This window comes from Pseudoalteromonas ruthenica (assembly GCF_008808095.1).
Classification (GTDB): domain Bacteria; phylum Pseudomonadota; class Gammaproteobacteria; order Enterobacterales; family Alteromonadaceae; genus Pseudoalteromonas; species Pseudoalteromonas ruthenica.
On record NZ_CP023396.1, the window covers coordinates 2,951,732 to 2,969,498 of the forward strand.

Consider the following 17,767-nt stretch of genomic DNA (forward strand, 5'->3'; position numbering starts at 1 on the left):
TTAAACTCAGGCCTTATTATTCCCACATAAGGCGGTTGATTGAGCTATCTTCACTAATTTTGCGAGTGATAATGATCCGCCCATCAGCATCGGGGACCGCGCTTAGTATCTCAAATGGCAGCTGCACCTGCTCACACCGCTCTCCAGTCAAAGCCCAACGATACACGTTGTATGTATAGTCCATGGAATAGGCGTAGCCATCACGCACATGGATAGGCACATGAGAAGACATTGATAGCTCACAGGGCACACTGTACTGGGCATTATCCGTTAATGATATTAAGGTCTTATCTTTGAACAAAAAGACCTCGCCGTTAGCACCGGTGACTAGCTGTAAGGCATCCGTCTCGCGCACCTTGTTAAGCTCTCGAGTGATAAAATCAAACTGATAAAGAGTCCGTGGTGACGATGATTTGCTTAACACATACAACGATTGGCCACTTTCATGCCACGCCCAATCCATTATCGGAATGTGTGCAAGCTCACTAATAGCCGTTGCCTTTGCGGTTTCAACATCGAGTAAGAAAGGTTTTTTCTGCTCTGTCAGCACGATGTTTTCACCACTAGGCGATACCCTTAAGTTGTCCAAAAGAGCATGGTCTGGGTGATCTAGAAATGATATCTGCTTCACCTGTCCATCTCGGGCGTGCCATACCTGAGGACGGCCAGAGCGTAGCGAAATAAAATAGTGCCCAGTACTATGAGCGACTAACCCATATTCACTGCTATCGGAGGCATAAAGCTGCTGATATTGAGCCGCCTCGGTAAAGCTTTCCAAAGCGACCACTTGATAGGTTATGCGACTAAGCGGTGAGTAATACACCGAGTTGTCGTAATAGCTGATATCTGACATCTTGATATCATCAGGTAAGGCATAGGCCTCGGCGATTTCAGCGCTGTGAATGTCTATAAATAATAGCCGCCCTTTTTCATCACCATAGAGCAAGGTCTCACTGTTATACCAATCCAATGCCGAGTTTCTGTAAAAACTAGCGGGCGGTGAGTTCATGCGTTTTATTTCACCGGTGTCCAAGCTGTATACATAAACCTCTACCTGAAAGTCGAGATCCAGCTGTAAATAGGCGATGTGCTTTCCATCTGGAGATAACGACAAGGACCCTGGACCGACCTTGTCCGCCATAGGCGCAATCAGCTGAGAAGTCGTGCCCGAGTATACATCGTACCTAAATAACCCAATATAATGCGAGTAAAGTTCGCCACGGATAAAATAAAAATAGCGACCATCATTACTTAATTGGCCACTGTAATCAAAACGATGATCACACTTCATGAGCGGCTTAGGTTCGCCTAATTCAGGGAAGTTTTTGAAATCTATGGCTAAATATTGGCAACTGCTATCAGTCGCGTTTCTGGCGCGTATCACCAAGGTATCACTATTATGTTGCCAAGACAGGGCGGCCACTTCAGCATCTTTATAGGTTATGGCGACTTCGTCCCGAGTGATCACATCGAGAACAAAGGCGCCTTCTTTCCCTGATGCGTCTTTTTCATTGCTGTAAGCCAGTAAGCGTCCGCTATCGTTGATAAGAGGCACATATTCACTGCCCACTTTCCAGGTCACTTTGTGGCGACTCATTGGCTTTTGCTCAGCGATAACAGCGGTTGTTTGTGACGATGCAAAGAACTCAGACCCGTTCAGCGTGTAAGCGGCACTAGCAAGCACAGCGATAAACACCACCGCAGCCACATACTTCCACCAAGCATAACTGGGCTTTGAGCGCGTAGGTGTTATTGGCTGCTTGTCCTCGTGGGTGTTAACTTGAGTGTGCGCAAGCAGCTCTGGCGCCGCAGTTTGTGGCGCAGCTGCACTGGCAGCGTTATCCAATGTCGCCACTTCACGGACCAAACTATAGCCTTGGCGGTAGTGGGTTTTTATGAAAATGGCTGGATCGTCAGGGTGTTTTAACTTTTTCCGCAACTCAGAAATGGCGCGATTTATGGCATTATTATCAACATAGCCTTGCTGCCAAACATGCTCAATTAATTGTTCACGGGTAACAATCTGCTGCGGCCGTTGGAGAAAAAAAGTGATCAACTTAATCAGCAGCGGGTCTAATTCTCGCTCAATATCCCCGCTAAGCAACACTCCTCGCTGCTCAAGTAATGTCCATGGTCCAACTCTGTACTGCACTCGAAAAAAGTCCCTTGATTAAAGCCAACGCAATGCTAACACAGGTGAACAAAAAGTGAATCAAAACCTTATGAAAGGTTATATTTAAATATAATAATTGAGGTTATCTTTATGATTTTAAATATTTATTTTAAATAATGTGAAGTTATGAAAAATCCGTAAGATGTAGATAAGCGACGCGGCGAAAACCTCGACCTAATATGGATAACAACAAAACGGCACAGCCAAGCGGCTTTGCAAACAACACCCATAACGAGGATTAAATTATGAACAAGCCACTACAAGCAGTATTACTAATAAGCACTCTTCTCGCGACAGCAACACAGGCTGGCGAACCGCAAGTTAATACACAGCCCAAAGCGACTCTGCCAAGTACCAGTTTGACGCAATTAAACAATAAATTAGAACAACAACTTGATATGCAGTTACATGAGTCTATTGGCCGTATTAACCAAGATGTCGCCAAGCGCATTATCGAGCAGCAAGGCAACTAAGGAGCACGATGATGAAAGCCAGCAGTGTATCCGTCCCCCTATTAGCGCTGACGTTGAGCTCGGCGCATGCCGGCGGAGCTCAAGTACTTATGAGCCTTAATACAGCAACGGCGGTGACTGAAAACCCAGCGCATACACAACAGCAGCGCTCGCTGGCTACACTTGAGCGCAAGATGCAGCGCCGCTTAAAGCAGGGTTTAGTGATTGAGGTTGATGATAAAGCACTAGAACGCGCGCTGAGAGCACGTATTGAGCAGCAATTGGAGCAAAAAGAAAGATGACCAAAACAACCAAGCAAGCACTTCCTTACCTGTTGCTCTTTGGCACTTTGGCGTTGGCGCAATTGAGCAGCATTGACTGGCAACAATTGCGAGAGAGCAGCGCGTTGGTACAGCGCCATAGTAAGCAGTTGCAATTGTCATGGTGGCACGAGCAGGACAGTGCCAATGCTTATAATTACGTGGTCGCGACCACCCCTCAGCAGCAACCACAATCCATCGACTAAATATTGGGGCGACTGCAGGGGCGACCGCAGGGGCGAGCGCTGGAGCATAAGCAATGGCACGCTAACTAAAACCATCAAGAGGCCATTGCCATCGTATCAGCCGTCGCCTCTGCAGTCCCTTATGTCGGCCTGCGTAGTCAGTCTGATAAATACTCACTGAGCGCTGTGCGCTCATCATCGCTCAGGGGCTGAGAGGTCTTATCACTGAAATTGTAGCGCACCATCACCGTTTTTCCCTCGGCGCAACATTCACCATGCTGCCAAGCTTGTTGTTTAATGACGAAGGAGCTTGACCCGATACGCTCTATCATGGTCTTAACCTCGACCTCTTGGCCGTAAAATAGCTCTCCCATAAAGGTCACTTCTACTTTAGCGACGATTAACCGCCATTGGTGGGGATTGAGATCGGGGGTAAAGATTTTAAAAATAGGGGTACGGGCGGCTTCAAACCATACAGGGAGTACGGTATTGTTAATGTGTCCAAGGACATCAGTTTCGCTAAAACGGGGCTGAACCTTCTCAATAAGCATAATAATTCCAAAAGGTAAGGTTGAGTCATGTCAGACTTTATTGGCGTTTATGATAACGCGCTTAGTGACGAGTTTTGTAGTCAGTTTATCGACCTTTTTGAGCAAAGCCCGCATACCCAGCCGGGGCGCACCTCTGGCGGTATTGATTTAGCGAAAAAAGATAGCCGCGATTTATACCTCAATGCCCACCCCGAGTACGCTCAAGCGCTACAACATATCCAGCAGGTAACAGCGCGACACGTGATGGACTACGTGCAAGAACACTTTTTTATGATGATTGGCGCCTTTGGCCTTAAAGTTTATCACCCCAAAACCGGACAGCCAGTTGATGTTACGGTGGAAAACTTTGATGAAGTGGCAAAGCCGCAGATGGGCACCTTACTACAGCAATTGTTTCGTTTGGGAAATATTCAAGCGCAAAAGTATGAAGTGAATAAGGGCGGCTACCCCTATTGGCACAGCGAAGTATACCCCCAGCAAGGCCACAACGAGGCGCTGCATCGGGTATTGCTGTTTATGTTTTATCTCAATGATGTCAGCGAGGGGGGAGAAACCGAGTTTTATTATCAGAACCGTAAAATAGCGCCTAAACGTGGCACCATGGTGGTTGCTCCGGGTTACTTCACCCACACCCACCGAGGCAATAAGCCAATATCCAATGACAAATACATTCTCACTTCCTGGGTGCTGTTTAACCGTGCCGAGCAAATTTACGGACAGCCTAGTAGCTAACAAAAAAGGCGGCTGTTACGCCGCCTTTTAACAAGCATGATTACTCGTTGTTAATAAGCGTTGCCAAGAGCTCGAATAAGCGGTCTATTTCGGCGATGCTGTTGTAGTGCATGCAACCAATACGCACGACTCCGCCTTTATCCATCACGCCGAGCTGCTCACACAGACCTTGCGCATAAAAGTTACCATCCCATACACAGAGGTGATGCTGGCCTAAAAACTCCGAAACTTGGCGCGGTTCGAAGCCGGCAATGGTCAGTGCAAAGGTGGGTGTACGCTGTTGCACTCGTTCAACATCGCTAATGCCATACAGAGTGATCTGTGGAAACTCCGCCAAACGCGTTAAGAAGTGGCGACTGAGCGCCATTTCATGCTCTTTACTATTGGCAAAGGCGACTTGCAAACGCTGACGACGTGGCGTGCTGGCATCAAGCCCACTTAAACTGGCGATATATTCTATTGCGGCGGTGACACCGGCCAACCCCTCGAAGCTTTGTGTGCCCGTTTCCCAACGTCCCGGAACCACATCTTTCGCCGGCGCGACCTTGTAAGGAGTAAAGTGCTCTAAATGAGCGCGCTTACCGTAAACGATGCCCACGTGCGGACCAAAGAACTTATAAGCTGAGCAAGCAAGGAAGTCACAGTCTAAGGCTTGTACATCGATAAGCTCATGTGGTGCGTAGTGCACGGCATCCACATAGACTAACGCACCGTGCTGGTGAGCAAGCTCAATAATGCGCTTAATATCATTGATAGAGCCTGTGGTATTGGAAGCATAGGTCACTGCCACCAGCTTAGTATTGTCATTAAGAAGCTGCTCGAAATGAGCCATATCCAAGGTGCAATCCTGCTCGTTGACGCGTAGCGCATGCACTCGCGCCCCCTTGTCTTCAGCAGCCTGAACCCATGATGATACATTTGAATAATGGTCAGCATTGGTGACAATGATCTCATCGCTCGCTTGCCAGTCTCTAGCCAAAGCGCGGCTGAAACTGAATGTCAGGCTGGTCATGTTAGCGCCAAAGACAATTTGCTCAGGGCTTGGGCTATTAAGTAAATCAGCCACTGCTTGACGCGCTGCGCTCATCACCGCCACGGTTTTGTCACTGGAGAAAAACGCGCCGCCCAAATTAGCATTGTAGTGGCCAAGGTAGCTGCTCATCGCGTCTAAAACAGACTGCGGAACCTGCGCTCCACCTGGACCATCAAAAAAGATCGGAGATTGACCATCCACCTGCTGCATTAGCGCCGGAAACTGCTGGCGTAATTCGGTTAAGTTCATGGCTGTCCCTTAAGCTGTCAGCACGAAGCAGTCCAAGTAACCTGGCTTGCTATCATCAATTTTATTCATCGGCGTGGCGTTGTGCCAAACTTGGCGATCGTCAATCAGCGCAAACATGCCGTCTTTGATCTCCATTTTAAAGCACGGTTTCGCTTCTTTATGCTCATACACCAGCAGCTCTCCGCCTTCTAGGTTTTCGTGCGATACGCCACATACACAGACATGGTCAAAGCCGTCTTGATGCACGCCTTCAGGTGCCGGCGGCGTGTCACTTTCAATTGCCAACATGCGGAACTGATGAATTTCAATATCACGGTCATCACTGATGCCGGTCATGGTGCGAAACTCTTCCACAATGCGCTTCATGCCTGCACTGGCCAACAGCGACTGTTCTAGATTCTCGTAGGTACGCTCAATATTGCCTTGGAAGTTATTGATGGAGTCATCCTGAACAAAGGCTTTAGTCGGCTGTAGCGTAAGCTCGCCTTGCTGCATTTTAACCACTGAGTAGCGACGCTTACGAAATGCACCATCGGCATACGGGTTGTCGGGAAGATTATCAAACGAAGGCTTTACTGCGTCGATATGAGCTTGGTCGATAAAACGAAGCTGGAGAAGGTTCTGATTATTTAACGTTGTCATAAAGATCCTGCCTTTTATGCAAATTTGCGGGGATCTTAAGCTATTTTCGGTGGTGGTTTGATTTTATTTACCCAGTTAGTTTATGTGTTTTTGCATCAAAAATGCACACATAAAAATATAACAGTTAAATAATCTAACATTTTTATAAAGTGAAAAAATAAACACCTAATCAACTTTGTTTTGAGCATAAAAAAGCCCACTTGCGTGGGCTTTTTTATTTAACGCTGCATTACACCGCTTGCTGGATGATGACCTCATCCGCTTTTTTGGTGTACTGAGGCATTTTATGGAAGTTCAAGTAGCGATACGTATCAGCCGCCGTCGCATTGATCTTCTCGGCATACTCTTGGTATTCCTGAGGCGTAGGTAGCTTACCCAAAATCGCCGCTACCGCTGCAAGCTCAGCAGAAGCCAAGAATACATTAGCACCAGTACCTAAACGGTTCGGGAAGTTACGCGTTGAGGTAGACACCACAGTCGCTTTATCAGCAACACGTGCTTGGTTACCCATACACAATGAACACCCTGGTGTTTCAATACGAGCGCCGACACGGCCAAAGATACCGTAGTAACCTTCGTCTGTTAGCTGGTCACGGTCCATTTTCGTTGGTGGCGCAACCCAAAGTTGAGTTGGCAAACGACCGCCGTAGTTATCAAGAAGCTTACCAGCGGCACGGAAGTGACCGATGTTAGTCATACATGAGCCGATGAATACTTCGTCGATTTTCTCACCGGTTACGTCAGAGAGTAAACGCGCATCATCTGGATCGTTTGGCGCACACAGGATTGGCTCTTTGATCTCTGCAAGATCAATTTCAATCACGTGCTTATAGTCTGCATCTTTGTCCGCTTCCATTAGCTCTGGGTTGGCAAGCCACTCTTCCATCGCTTTAATACGACGCTCGATAGTACGTACATCGCCGTAACCTTCAGAGATCATCCACTTCAACATGACAATGTTTGACTCTAGGTATTCAGCGATTGATTCACGGCTAAGCTTCACGGTACAACCAGCGGCACTGCGCTCCGCTGATGCATCAGAGAGCTCGAATGCTTGCTCAACAGTAAGGTGCTCAACACCTTCAATTTCAAGAATGCGGCCAGAGAATTCGTTGATCTTACCTTTCTTCTCAACGGTAAGCAGACCCTCTTTGATGCCGTAATAAGGAATAGCATGGACGAGGTCACGTAGCGTGATACCTGGCTGCATTTCACCTTTAAAGCGCACCAATACAGACTCAGGCATATCCAGTGGCATAACCCCAGTCGCCGCTGCAAACGCAACCGCACCAGAACCCGCTGGGAATGAAATACCCAGAGGGAAACGGGTGTGTGAGTCACCACCCGTACCGACTGTATCTGGAAGTAGCATACGGTTTAGCCAAGAGTGAATAACACCATCGCCTGGGCGCAGTGATACACCGCCACGGTTCATGATGAAATCAGGCAGCGTGTGGTGCGTTTTCACATCGATTGGTTTCGGGTAGGCTGAAGTGTGGCAGAAAGACTGCATGGTTAAATCAGCAGAGAAACCAAGGCAAGCTAAGTCTTTAAGCTCATCACGCGTCATAGGACCGGTGGTGTCTTGTGAACCCACGGTAGTCATCTTCGGCTCGCAGTATTGGCCTGGGCGAACACCTGGCATGTTACAAGCGCGACCAACCATCTTCTGCGCTAGGGTAAAGCCCTTACCTGAGTCGGTGATGATCTTCGGCTTACGGAAAATATCTTCCGGTTCCATACCCAATGAGGCACGCGCTTTATCGGTAAGGCCACGACCAACAATCAGTGGAATACGACCGCCAGCACGCACTTCGTCAAGAATCACGTCTGATTTAAGTTCAAAAGTGCTGATCACGTCATCGGTGCCGTGACGCTTCACTACACCTTCATATGGGTAAATATCGATTTGATCGCCCATATTCATGTCATCAACATTTAACTCGATTGGTAGCGCGCCCGAATCTTCCATGGTGTTGAAGAAAATAGGGGCAATTTTACCGCCAAGACAAACACCACCAACACGCTTATTCGGTACGTGAGGAATGTCTTCACCCATAAACCAAAGTACTGAGTTAGTCGCTGATTTACGTGAAGAACCAGTACCTACAACATCACCTACATAGGCAAGTGGTAAGCCTTTTGTTTTTAGCTCTTCTAGCTGTGAAATAGGACCTACTTCACCGTTTTTATCAGGGTTAATGCCATCACGCTCATTTTTCAGCATTGCCAAAGCATGCAATGGAATATCAGGACGTGACCACGCATCAGGAGCTGGAGAAAGGTCATCGGTGTTAGTCTCACCGGTTACCTTGAACACGGTAACAGAGATTTTCTCTGGTACTGCTGGCTTTTTCTCAAACCACTCAGCATTTGCCCATGACTCGATAACTTGCTGCGCGTACTTATTACCTGCTTTAGCTTTTTCTTCCACGTCATAAAACGCGTCGAACATAAGTAAAGTGTGTGACAAGCCCTTTACGGCAATCGGTGCTAAAGCGTCGTCATCAAGAAGGTCTACCATTGGCGCAATATTGTAACCGCCAAGCATAGTACCTAGTAGCTCTGCTGCTTTTTCTTTATCAATAAGTGGCGTTTGCGTTTCGCCTTTAGCAACTGCAGCAAGGAAACCTGCTTTTACGTAAGCCGCGTCATCCACACCAGGTGGTACACGGTTTACAAGTAAGTCTAAAATGAATTCTTCTTCACCGGCTGGTGGGTTCTTAATAAGTTCGATTAAGTCAGCTGTTTGCTGAGCATCTAGTGGTGCAGGCACAATACCTTGGGCTGCACGCTCTTCAACATGTTTACGATATTCTTGAAGCACAATTTTGCCCTCTTGGTGACGTGAAAACAGCGCGTATCGCCAAAGCGCTTACGTGCTATTTATAAAATTTTGACACGAATACAATTATAAAGGCTTTAAAGATAGAAGAAAATTGCTGCCATTGCCCAGTAAGGAAATAGTCACTATAAATTTGATGAATATCAATTAAGAGAAGATATAAAGTGGTGAATGTTGAGTAATAATTATTTGCAACAAAAAAGCCCAGCATCGCGCTGGGCTTTTTCATCAGATGATACTTAGTTGCGATTTACTTTTACGCGTTCAGTTACAGAGATATGTGCTTCAACGCGACGGTTTTGCGCATGTGCTTGTGCAGTATTTGCATCGTTTAACAAGCGCTCCTCACCGAAGCCCACCGTATTGATGCGCGACTCGGCAATGCCGTCGTCGATAAGCTGGTTCGCTACGTGATCGGCACGCTTTTTAGAGAGCGTTTTGTTGTAAGCGGCATCACCCACTGCAGAGGCGTGACCTTCCAATAGCACTGTGGTTTTTGGATACTCTTTCATAAAGTCAGCCACTTCTTGAATATCATCAAAGTAACGCTGGTTTACGTCTGAGTTATCATGCGGGAAGCGCACTAACAAGCTCACTTTATCGCCTTTTTCCATGTAACGAGTACAGCCGTTCTCATCCACCGCATCGGTCATAGGTGTATTTGCGCAATTATCTCGCGCATCAATAACACCATCTTTATCGCTGTCTTTCGGCTCTTCTTTCACTACTGGAGCAACAACAGGCTCTGGCGCCGGCTCTACTTTTTTCGGCTGCGGCTTATCACCAAAGTGATAGCTAAGACCAAGTTTAAGGCCGAAATCTGAGTGGTTTTGGTTCAAGCCTTCGTAGTAATTTGCTTCACCATAGGCAGCCCAGTTATAAGTTAGGTGATGGCGAAAACCCACACCTAAATTTGCCGCATTGAAGTCGTTATAAACATCAAACTTCTTAGCACCCAACACACCATAAACGGTATCGTTAAAGTGGTATAGTACGTCCGCACCATAACGCTCGCCGGTTTTGTGATTGTCGGTATTTTCAATATCAAGCTCGAGTGCAGCGAACTCTAAGCGTGCAGTCCAATATTCGTTAAAGCGATAACCCACTTCAACACCTGAGCCAAAAGATTCGCCAATTTCAGTGCCTACAGGCGCACCATCGATGCGGTCCCAATCGGCCCAGAAATAATCCCCAAAAACACCAATATGGAGGCCTTCTTGCGGGTTTGTTTGTTCGTCAGCCATAACGCCTTGAGTTGCGAAAGCCAGTACAATAGCTGCAGAGAGTGATTTGATTTTCATTGTATCCATCCCATGTTAACGATTATCGAGCACGCGCTTAGCATTTGAGCGCCACACACCAGATTGAAAAAGCGGTTAATACTGCTTCATAAATCTGAGCTCGTTCGATTGTTATTGACTTTATTAGCTGGCATTTCTTGCTCTTATCGTAGCCACATGAATCAATGTGGTTTACGTCGTGGTCCAAGCCAACAGTTCATTTCCACACCCAAAGTGTAGACCGCAGTGAAGCAAAAACAAAAGCTTAGCCCCACTTTGTACTTTAAATTTAAACACAGGTTTGCTGAATAGCTGCTGAGCATCATATTAAAGTACTATGAACTGAATGTAACCAAGGCATTAAAAAAGCACCAAATGGTGCTTTTTGTTTATTACTCGCTGTCATCGCTGGGGGTCGATGGTGAGTCTTTTAACAGCTGCTCCAGCTGCGAGAACATCGCTTTGCTGTAATCAATAAACTCCTGCACTTTCTCTTGCTCTTTATCTTGATTGAGCCAAAGCATCAACCCCGATAACTCATTTTGCAGCCCTAAGTCACCCGCTTGCTTGTATGCCTCTTTCAGCGACTCATTGAAAGGTTGCAGCTCTTTGGCAACTTCCTTACCTGGAGCCGTGCGCTCATACTCTCTTATTGCAGCGCGAGTTTTAGTTTGTGTCAGATCCATAGAGAAGGCGACTAGCTCTGGGTTATCTAGCTGCAACTCACTGGCTTTATTGAACGCCTCATCATATTGGCCGCTAAAGAAGTCTTCACTTACGCCTTGCAGTTGTGCCATGAAATCATTTACAGCTTGCTGCTCATCTTCATTTAATTCGCCATTAACCGATAACGTGAAGTTTAATTCCTGCTTCTCAAACTGTTCAGATGCATAGCCAGCCCCTTGCTTTTCGCCGGGGGCAAATAAACTGGCTGCCGCACCAGCTTGGTAGTTTTGCGCTAAACTAACGACCACTTCATCGCCTTCAGCGGTAGTAAAACGATACTCGGCATTATTTTGTAGCTGCATATACTGAGCTTGGCTTACCGCTACGCCATTACCAATACTTTGCTCACCAAAAAGCGATTGCTCAAACTCATTGAGCCCTTCCTCAATACCTTTTTGTGACTGCTCAATGCCGGTTTTAATTTCGTCGTTGAGTAGCCCAGCATCTTCAAGCTCACCGTAGGCATCATCAATACCTGTTTGCACGCCTTCGCGCGCTTGCGCCAGCATTTCTTGTAACTTGTCGTCATTGGCGCCATCGGCTTTCGCTTTTTTCACCGCACCAGTGACAAACTGCAGCACATTTTTCACTACCTCTTCGAAGTCAAATAACGGCTTGCTTTGCTGTTTTGGTTGTTCGAGACCTAACGCTTGCGCCAATTTGTCATTCAATACCTTGGCACCCACTTGGCCATAACCCGATGAGTAACTATCAAACCTCGGAGAGTTAATCGCGGGCTGTGCCGGCGCATCGCCTTTATTTTTTAAACCAGAACGGTTGCTTTGGTTAAAGATATGATTTAAATCGCTAATTTTCATGAGCTAAGGCCCTCCTCTGCAGTGGTTGCCAAGCCTTGGCAGCACACATTCATGAGTCAATTAATATACTACTACCGCTGTTATCGGCAGCACGCACAGAAACTGTAGAAATTTTGTGCACTTTATAATGGCCGATACTGGACAAACCGTGGCAACTGCCTACAATAGCGGCGCACTTAATAACGAGAGGTTTGCATGCCAGTAATTGATATCGATACCAGCACCTATGACGCGCAGCTAACAGAAAAACAACAACGAATCACGACACAGTTTTCGCGCTTTGGTGTGCAACAGCTTGAAGTGTTTGCTTCGCCGCCGAAGCATTACCGTCAACGTGCTGAGTTTAGAGTATGGCATGATCAGGACGAGCTCTACCACATTATGTTTGACCCTGTGAGCAAAGAGAAGATCCGCGTTGATCACTTTGACCCGGGTGCGCCGTTAATCAATGACCTTATGAGCGCGCTTATCAACGAGCTCAAAGATGATGAGTTGATGCGCCGTAAACTGTTTCAAATCGATTACCTCACGACGCTGAGCGGTGAGGCGTTGGTGAGCCTGCTTTACCACAAGCCACTCAACGAGCAATGGCTAGCTGGTGCCAAGGAATTACAAGCAAGATTACAACAACGCTTTAATGTTGAACTCATTGGCCGTGCTCGCAAACAAAAAGAAGTGTTAGGAAATGACTATGTTATCGAGCGCTTGCAGGTAAATGGCCAGCAGTACGTTTATCAGCAAGTAGAAAACAGCTTTACCCAACCCAATGCCAAGGTGAACGAGCTAATGCTGGGCTGGGCTCAAGATGTGTGCGCCCCTTTGAATAATGATTTGCTCGAGCTTTATTGCGGTAATGGTAACTTCTCAGTCGCCTTAGCAGGATCTTTCAATCGTGTATTGGCCACAGAAATTTCGAAGTCATCGGTTAAATCGGCACAATACAATATCGCTGCTAATAAGGTGACTAACCTCGATATTATTCGTATGAGTAGCGAGGAGTTTACCCAAGCTATGCGTCAAGAACGTAGCTTTAGCCGCTTAAAAGACATCGACTTACAAGAGTATAACTGCCAGACCATCTTGGTTGATCCGCCGCGTGCAGGTATGGATGAGTTAACCTGTAAGTTGGTGAGTGAGTATGACAATATTGTCTACATCTCCTGTAACCCAGACACATTAGAGCGCGACTTAGATAGGCTAGCAAGTACTCATAAGGTAACGCGATTCGCGATTTTTGATCAGTTCCCTTACACCCATCATATTGAATCCGGTGTATTTCTCACTCGCAAGTAGCTGACATTATTTGCAGAATAAAAAAACCGCATCATTAAATGCGGTTTTTTTGTGTCTTTCTTAACTTATTTTTTCGCAAGAAAGTTAATCAGTGCGGCAATATCTTCGGGGTCGGTAACACCTGACTCACGACCTAGTAGTAGGCGATATTTACCATTAACAATAAAGGTAGGAACACCGCGTAGGGCCCCTTTTTCTTTAAAGTATTCTTGATCGCGCTGCATCTTCGAGGCTTTGGTGCGAATAGCAAAGCCTTTGAATAGCTTGTCAAACTTGTCGCCATCTACGCCGTTGGCAACAAAAATATCTTTCACATCAGCGACTTCGTTAAACTTAGCGCGCTTAGTGTGGATATGACTGAACATGGCTGCAATCAACTTGTCTTTTTGCGGCAGCACTTCAGCAGTCGCGAGTGCTTGTGACAGCATATCTTGATTCTCGGTGCTGCGGCCGCCCATGAAGTTAACGTGGCTTTTCTTAAAATCAACATCTTTGCTGAGCTTAGGTTTTACATCCATAAGCAAGCCTTCATAGGCGTTACATGCGGGGCAATAGAAAGAGAAAAACTCTTTCACTTCCGGCTTACGACTAGCTCTGTCCGAAACCACTTCATAGTGCGTGCCTTCTTCAAACTGTGCCGCAATCGCACTGATGGGCAGCGCCAATGCCATCATGGCTAAAGCAATGAACTTCTTCATCGAGTACTCCGATTATTTTTCTAATAAATAGTTTACGAGCTCGTTTAGCTCTTGTTGCGATGCCACTTTATGCACATGCACTTTGTACTTATCGTTAACGATGAGTGTTGGCACACCGGTCAAAGCACCTAGCTTTGAGTAAGTTGTTTGGTCATCCACGGCTTCTTTCTCGCCATTTACAACAGGCTCGCTCGCAGCAAGCATAGCGAAACGTTGGGCATCAATGCCTTGCTCTGCGAGCAATGCTTCCACAGACTCTTGCGTTTGTAATGGCTCGCGTTGACGGTGAATGCTATCGAAAATCGCCTGCGCTACTTCGGCATCTTTACCTTCTTCTTTGGCAACGAGGTAAGCCCGAGTTAGGCGGTTTTGCGCATCTTTATCAATACGTAAGAAGTTTACATGGCTCTTAACTAAAGGCACGCCTTCAGGCAGTGACTCTTCAAGCGCCCCAACAATGGGCTCAAGCTTGAAGCAATGAGGGCAGTAGAAAGAGAAAAATTCGGTTACTTTATCAGCTTCAGACGCTTCAGCTTCAAGTACTTGATAGTGCTCGCCCGCTTTAAAGTCAGCTGCCCAAGCGGCAACAGGTAGGCAAAGTAGTAGTAGTGAATATTTTAAAGTTTTTATCATAGTCATCTCAATGTATACATTAAACATCAAAAGCAGGTGCTTAAGGTAAAAGTTTTAATGGTGGCTCATCTAACGCCGCCAACTGCTCTTTTAAAGCCAGAGTTTGCTGTTCCCAGTATTTGTCTTCAGCAAACCAAGAAAAGTTCCGTTCAAACGCCGGATCTGACCAACGTTTTGCTATCCAGCCCATATAATGCACCATGCGCATGGCTCGCAATGGCTCAATCAATCGCAACTGAGAATGGTCGAAGTCGGCAAACTCTTCATATGCCAGAACCAAGGTATCAAGCTGCAATAACTGATTTTGCCTGTCACCACTGAGCATCATCCATAAATCTTGAATCGCAGGGACTTGTCGGCTGTCATCAAGGTCAACGAATGTCAGGGTGTTGTCCGCAGACCATAGAATGTTGCCAGCGTGACAGTCACCATGCAAGCGAATACTCTGCGAACAATCATAAAGTTGTACCGTTTTATCAATAACCTGTTGCAGTACAGTATAAAATGGCAGCGACATGGCTTTGCTCACCAAGTTACTTTGCTGCAAATGAACCTTAGCTTGATGCAAATACTCGTCGCACCCAAGCGTTGGTCGCTGCTCAAAAGCAGACGCTTTAGCTGTTTGATGCATCCGCCCGATTAAACGCCCGAGTTGCTCCAACTGATCCAGATTGTCCATTTCAAACTGCCGCCCCCCCACACTTGGGAACAGAGTAAAACGATAACCTTGATGCTTAAACAGGGTTTTGCCGTTGATTGTCAAAGGTGCCACTACTGGCACCTCAGCATCCATTAATTCTTGGGTGAAGCGGTGCTCTTCCAAAATTTGTGCATCGCTCCAACGCTCTGGGCGATAGAACTTTACAACATAGCGGCGCTTGTCCTCCGCCAAAAATTGATACACCCGATTCTCATAGCTGTTGAGTGCTAATAACCCCGACTCGGCATACAACTCAACCGAATCAAGAGCATCTAAAATGGTGTCAGGTGTCAAAGATGCAAAACTAAACTCGCTCACATTAGCGCCCTTTAAAGAAGTTGCTGGATTGCTTAAGCTGAGTGTCAGGGCTATCCACTGGGTAAAGCACAAACTCAAATTCGGTCATTGGCTTACGTAAGTCATAAGGGTCAATGATCACCGACAACGGTACATTATGGGAGCGCCCAGGCTGCACGGTGAACTCCTGCTCACCAATTACTTGATAATGCTCCAGCCCCTGCACTTCGACTCTAAAACGCTGTTCCTGCTGGGCTTTATTAAGAATTTTTAAGGTATAGGTATTCTCTACCAAGCCTTCCATATTGACTCGATACAGCTGATTACGATCGCGGATAATGTCTAAGTCCATCGGCACGCGCATCATAATATTGGCCGCCAGCGCACCAATAAGAATAAATAGAATGACTGAATAGCCAATCAGCTTGCCACGAACGGGTTTAGTTTTCTCTGCCGACGCTTCAAGATTGCGCTCGGTGGTGTAGGAGATGAGCCCGCGTGGATAATTCATTTTATCCATCACGCCATCGCAGGCATCAATACAGGCGCCACAGTTTATACACTCATACTGTAGGCCGTTACGAATATCGATGCCGGTCGGGCACACTTGCACACACAAGTTACAGTCGATGCAATCGCCCAAACCCAGTTCCTTTGGATCTTGTTTGCGCCCACGTGGACCACGTTTCTCACCGCGCTTAGCATCGTAACTGACTGTGAAGGTATCTTTATCAAACATGGCTGATTGGAAACGTGAGTAAGGACAAATATGCAAACACATGATTTCGCGCATCCACCCAGCATTACCGTAGGTGCATAGCGTAAAGACAGCAATACTTAATACCGCATAACCACCGGCTGAAAAGGTAAAAAAGTCGGGCAACAACTCACGAATAGGAGTGAAGTAGCCAACGAAGGTAATAGCGGTATAGAGAGAGAAAAGCAGCCAGCTACCATGCTTGGCTGTTTTACGCCAAAACTTATCAAAGTCCATGGGGCGCTGATCCAACTTTTTACGCTGGTTTGCAGTGCCCTCTATCTTCTCTTCGAACCAAATAAAAATAAACGTCCACACGGTTTGCGGGCAGGTATAACCACACCATACTCGGCCGTAAAAGGTAGTCACCAAAAACAGCGCAAAGGCAGCAATCATAAAAATAAACGCGAGAATGGTGAGGTCTTGCGGTAAAAACGTCAGTCCAAAAATGGTGAAGTGCTGGTTCATTAAATCGAATAACACTGCTTGCTGGCCATTGTAATTAATCCAAGGAAGTAACATAAAGGCCAACATTCCTACCAGACCAATACGTTGACGTAACAATTGATGGAGGCCTGTTACAGCGCGAACGTAAATGCGGTTACGGGGATTAAATCGATCGCTTTGCGCCGCACTGGGCTTTTCGATCTTCACGTCAGTAGGGATATTTTTTACCTTGATCCGCTGCTCTTTATCCATTGTCTTTCCTCAACGCCACGTTTTTAGGAAGGGGACAGTTAGTTTAACTGCTTAGAGTGCAAGTATATCAATTTAGCGACAAAAATGATGCCTTTGCAGGCATATATGATGGCTTTTGCTTGCTTTTAAAACACAGAGTTTACTAAACTAAGGCTGCGCTCGCAGTTACCTAGATCAAGGTTTAGTTATGAAGAAGTTATTGGTTATTATTTTTTTGGTGTTGGCTTTTTTCACCATAGACCACCCGATAGTAAAAGGCCCCCGCGACAAGCTGTTTAATCAGACCATGTCCGATTTGAGCGCGGCCAGTAAAGTGAATAAAGAAGTCAAAGCCAAACGAGCCCTAGAGCAAATTCGCCAACAGGTACGCTTGACAGACAAACAGGATCAACACCTAGCCTCTGCTTTGAATACCGTCAATGGCATGTACGCATGGGAGCGTAAATACTGTTTAAATCGCGAGCTTAATGAATATCTGTTTGGTGATGCTTTGCGCCAAAGCTGCTCGGTCATCGCCAGCACCCACTAAGTTATGGATTTCTCATCACTGACCAAAAAGCAAACCCAGTCGTTTGTGCAGCAAAAAAAATTGCTACAACGACTGTCTAAAGGTCAAGAGGTGCGCTGCGAGCACTGCCATGGAAAAGTTACCCTAGCTCTGGGTGAGCCGGGCTATGCGAGCGC

Annotated in this window: 17 protein-coding genes; 6 read left to right on the top strand and 11 right to left on the bottom strand. The window is 46.5% G+C overall.

The features are described 5' to 3' along the window. Positions 1-16: 16 nt before the first annotated feature. Complete coding sequence (locus tag PRUTH_RS13880) at positions 17-2,152, bottom strand: winged helix-turn-helix domain-containing protein (RefSeq protein ID WP_151173529.1); 2,136 nt, start codon at positions 2,150-2,152, stop codon at positions 17-19. Positions 2,153-2,418: 266 nt separating this feature from the next. Between PRUTH_RS13880 and PRUTH_RS13885 the strand changes: the two genes are divergently transcribed. From PRUTH_RS13885 to PRUTH_RS13895, 3 genes are read left to right on the top strand one after another with little or no spacing between them, the layout of a single operon-like run. Beyond that, positions 2,419-2,646 (top strand): hypothetical protein, encoded by a 228-nt coding sequence (locus PRUTH_RS13885; RefSeq protein WP_022945508.1) that lies wholly within the window; start codon positions 2,419-2,421, stop codon positions 2,644-2,646. Between the two features lie 8 nt (positions 2,647-2,654). Then, the gene (locus PRUTH_RS13890) at positions 2,655-2,927 is read left to right on the top strand and encodes a hypothetical protein (protein WP_151173530.1); all 273 of its coding nucleotides are present in this window, start codon (positions 2,655-2,657) and stop codon (positions 2,925-2,927) included. Then, complete coding sequence (locus PRUTH_RS13895; RefSeq protein WP_151173531.1) at positions 2,924-3,151, top strand: hypothetical protein; 228 nt, start codon at positions 2,924-2,926, stop codon at positions 3,149-3,151. Before PRUTH_RS13890 ends, PRUTH_RS13895 begins: the two co-directional genes overlap by 4 nt. 137 nt (positions 3,152-3,288) lie before the next feature. On the opposite strand, the gene PRUTH_RS13900 is transcribed toward PRUTH_RS13895, so the two are convergent. Next, complete coding sequence (locus PRUTH_RS13900) at positions 3,289-3,681, bottom strand: acyl-CoA thioesterase (RefSeq protein WP_022945505.1); 393 nt, start codon at positions 3,679-3,681, stop codon at positions 3,289-3,291. Between the two features lie 27 nt (positions 3,682-3,708). Here PRUTH_RS13900 and PRUTH_RS13905 point away from each other — a divergent pair, with 27 nt between their 5' ends. Continuing rightward, on the top strand, positions 3,709-4,413 hold the full coding sequence (locus tag PRUTH_RS13905; RefSeq protein WP_022945504.1) for a 2OG-Fe(II) oxygenase: 705 nt from the start codon (positions 3,709-3,711) through the stop codon (positions 4,411-4,413). Between the two features lie 40 nt (positions 4,414-4,453). Here PRUTH_RS13905 and PRUTH_RS13910 read toward each other — a convergent pair whose 3' ends face one another. From PRUTH_RS13910 to PRUTH_RS13930, 5 genes are all read right to left on the bottom strand, one after another. Beyond that, entirely contained in the window at positions 4,454-5,695 is a 1,242-nt protein-coding gene (locus PRUTH_RS13910; protein WP_022945503.1) for a cysteine desulfurase-like protein, read from the bottom strand. A 9-nt stretch (positions 5,696-5,704) separates the two neighbouring features. After that, positions 5,705-6,337, bottom strand: coding sequence for a 2OG-Fe dioxygenase family protein (locus tag PRUTH_RS13915; RefSeq protein ID WP_022945502.1), 633 nt, complete (start codon positions 6,335-6,337; stop codon positions 5,705-5,707). 229 nt (positions 6,338-6,566) lie between these two features. Beyond that, positions 6,567-9,164 carry a bifunctional aconitate hydratase 2/2-methylisocitrate dehydratase gene (gene acnB, locus PRUTH_RS13920; RefSeq protein ID WP_022945501.1) on the bottom strand — a complete coding sequence of 866 codons (2,598 nt, stop codon included), beginning with the start codon at positions 9,162-9,164 and terminating at the stop codon, positions 6,567-6,569. A gap of 257 nt (positions 9,165-9,421) precedes the next feature. After that, positions 9,422-10,483, bottom strand: a complete 1,062-nt coding sequence (locus PRUTH_RS13925; protein WP_045979110.1) for an OmpA family protein — start codon at positions 10,481-10,483, stop codon at positions 9,422-9,424. Positions 10,484-10,854: 371 nt separating this feature from the next. Next, positions 10,855-12,006, bottom strand: coding sequence for a DUF5610 domain-containing protein (locus tag PRUTH_RS13930; protein WP_138548677.1), 1,152 nt, complete (start codon positions 12,004-12,006; stop codon positions 10,855-10,857). Between the two features lie 195 nt (positions 12,007-12,201). On the opposite strand from PRUTH_RS13930, the gene trmA reads away from it, so the two are divergent. Further along, positions 12,202-13,299, top strand: a complete 1,098-nt coding sequence (trmA, locus tag PRUTH_RS13935) for a tRNA (uridine(54)-C5)-methyltransferase TrmA (RefSeq protein WP_151173532.1) — start codon at positions 12,202-12,204, stop codon at positions 13,297-13,299. 65 nt (positions 13,300-13,364) lie between these two features. Here the strand turns inward: trmA and PRUTH_RS13940 are convergent, their stop codons facing one another. Genes PRUTH_RS13940 through ccoG form a run of 4 tightly spaced genes read right to left on the bottom strand, consistent with a single transcriptional unit; the run spans position 13,365 to position 17,083 of the window. Next, positions 13,365-13,997 carry a thiol:disulfide interchange protein DsbA/DsbL gene (locus tag PRUTH_RS13940; RefSeq protein ID WP_022943751.1) on the bottom strand — a complete coding sequence of 211 codons (633 nt, stop codon included), beginning with the start codon at positions 13,995-13,997 and terminating at the stop codon, positions 13,365-13,367. A gap of 12 nt (positions 13,998-14,009) precedes the next feature. Next, positions 14,010-14,630 (bottom strand): thiol:disulfide interchange protein DsbA/DsbL, encoded by a 621-nt coding sequence (locus PRUTH_RS13945; RefSeq protein WP_026110942.1) that lies wholly within the window; start codon positions 14,628-14,630, stop codon positions 14,010-14,012. A 40-nt stretch (positions 14,631-14,670) separates the two neighbouring features. After that, positions 14,671-15,648: a serine/threonine protein kinase gene (locus PRUTH_RS13950; protein WP_151173533.1), complete on the bottom strand. Its 978-nt coding sequence runs from the start codon at positions 15,646-15,648 to the stop codon at positions 14,671-14,673. Position 15,649: 1 nt separating this feature from the next. Further along, on the bottom strand, positions 15,650-17,083 hold the full coding sequence (ccoG, locus tag PRUTH_RS13955; protein ID WP_151173534.1) for a cytochrome c oxidase accessory protein CcoG: 1,434 nt from the start codon (positions 17,081-17,083) through the stop codon (positions 15,650-15,652). A 187-nt stretch (positions 17,084-17,270) separates the two neighbouring features. Between ccoG and PRUTH_RS13960 the strand changes: the two genes are divergently transcribed. Then, positions 17,271-17,612 (top strand): hypothetical protein, encoded by a 342-nt coding sequence (locus PRUTH_RS13960; protein WP_022943747.1) that lies wholly within the window; start codon positions 17,271-17,273, stop codon positions 17,610-17,612. The last annotated feature ends 155 nt before the right edge of the window (positions 17,613-17,767 follow it).

Coding starts and splice junctions, on each gene's coding strand:
- trmA (WP_151173532.1), top strand. CDS start 12,202: ATGCCAGTAATTGATATCGATACCAGCACCTATGACGCGCAGCTAACA.
- PRUTH_RS13910 (WP_022945503.1), bottom strand. CDS start 5,695: ATGAACTTAACCGAATTACGCCAGCAGTTTCCGGCGCTAATGCAGCAG.
- PRUTH_RS13895 (WP_151173531.1), top strand. CDS start 2,924: ATGACCAAAACAACCAAGCAAGCACTTCCTTACCTGTTGCTCTTTGGC.
- ccoG (WP_151173534.1), bottom strand. CDS start 17,083: ATGGATAAAGAGCAGCGGATCAAGGTAAAAAATATCCCTACTGACGTG.
- PRUTH_RS13915 (WP_022945502.1), bottom strand. CDS start 6,337: ATGACAACGTTAAATAATCAGAACCTTCTCCAGCTTCGTTTTATCGAC.
- PRUTH_RS13900 (WP_022945505.1), bottom strand. CDS start 3,681: ATGCTTATTGAGAAGGTTCAGCCCCGTTTTAGCGAAACTGATGTCCTT.
- PRUTH_RS13940 (WP_022943751.1), bottom strand. CDS start 13,997: ATGAAGAAGTTCATTGCTTTAGCCATGATGGCATTGGCGCTGCCCATC.
- PRUTH_RS13945 (WP_026110942.1), bottom strand. CDS start 14,630: ATGATAAAAACTTTAAAATATTCACTACTACTACTTTGCCTACCTGTT.
- PRUTH_RS13925 (WP_045979110.1), bottom strand. CDS start 10,483: ATGAAAATCAAATCACTCTCTGCAGCTATTGTACTGGCTTTCGCAACT.
- PRUTH_RS13960 (WP_022943747.1), top strand. CDS start 17,271: ATGAAGAAGTTATTGGTTATTATTTTTTTGGTGTTGGCTTTTTTCACC.
- PRUTH_RS13885 (WP_022945508.1), top strand. CDS start 2,419: ATGAACAAGCCACTACAAGCAGTATTACTAATAAGCACTCTTCTCGCG.
- PRUTH_RS13890 (WP_151173530.1), top strand. CDS start 2,655: ATGATGAAAGCCAGCAGTGTATCCGTCCCCCTATTAGCGCTGACGTTG.
- PRUTH_RS13930 (WP_138548677.1), bottom strand. CDS start 12,006: ATGAAAATTAGCGATTTAAATCATATCTTTAACCAAAGCAACCGTTCT.
- PRUTH_RS13905 (WP_022945504.1), top strand. CDS start 3,709: ATGTCAGACTTTATTGGCGTTTATGATAACGCGCTTAGTGACGAGTTT.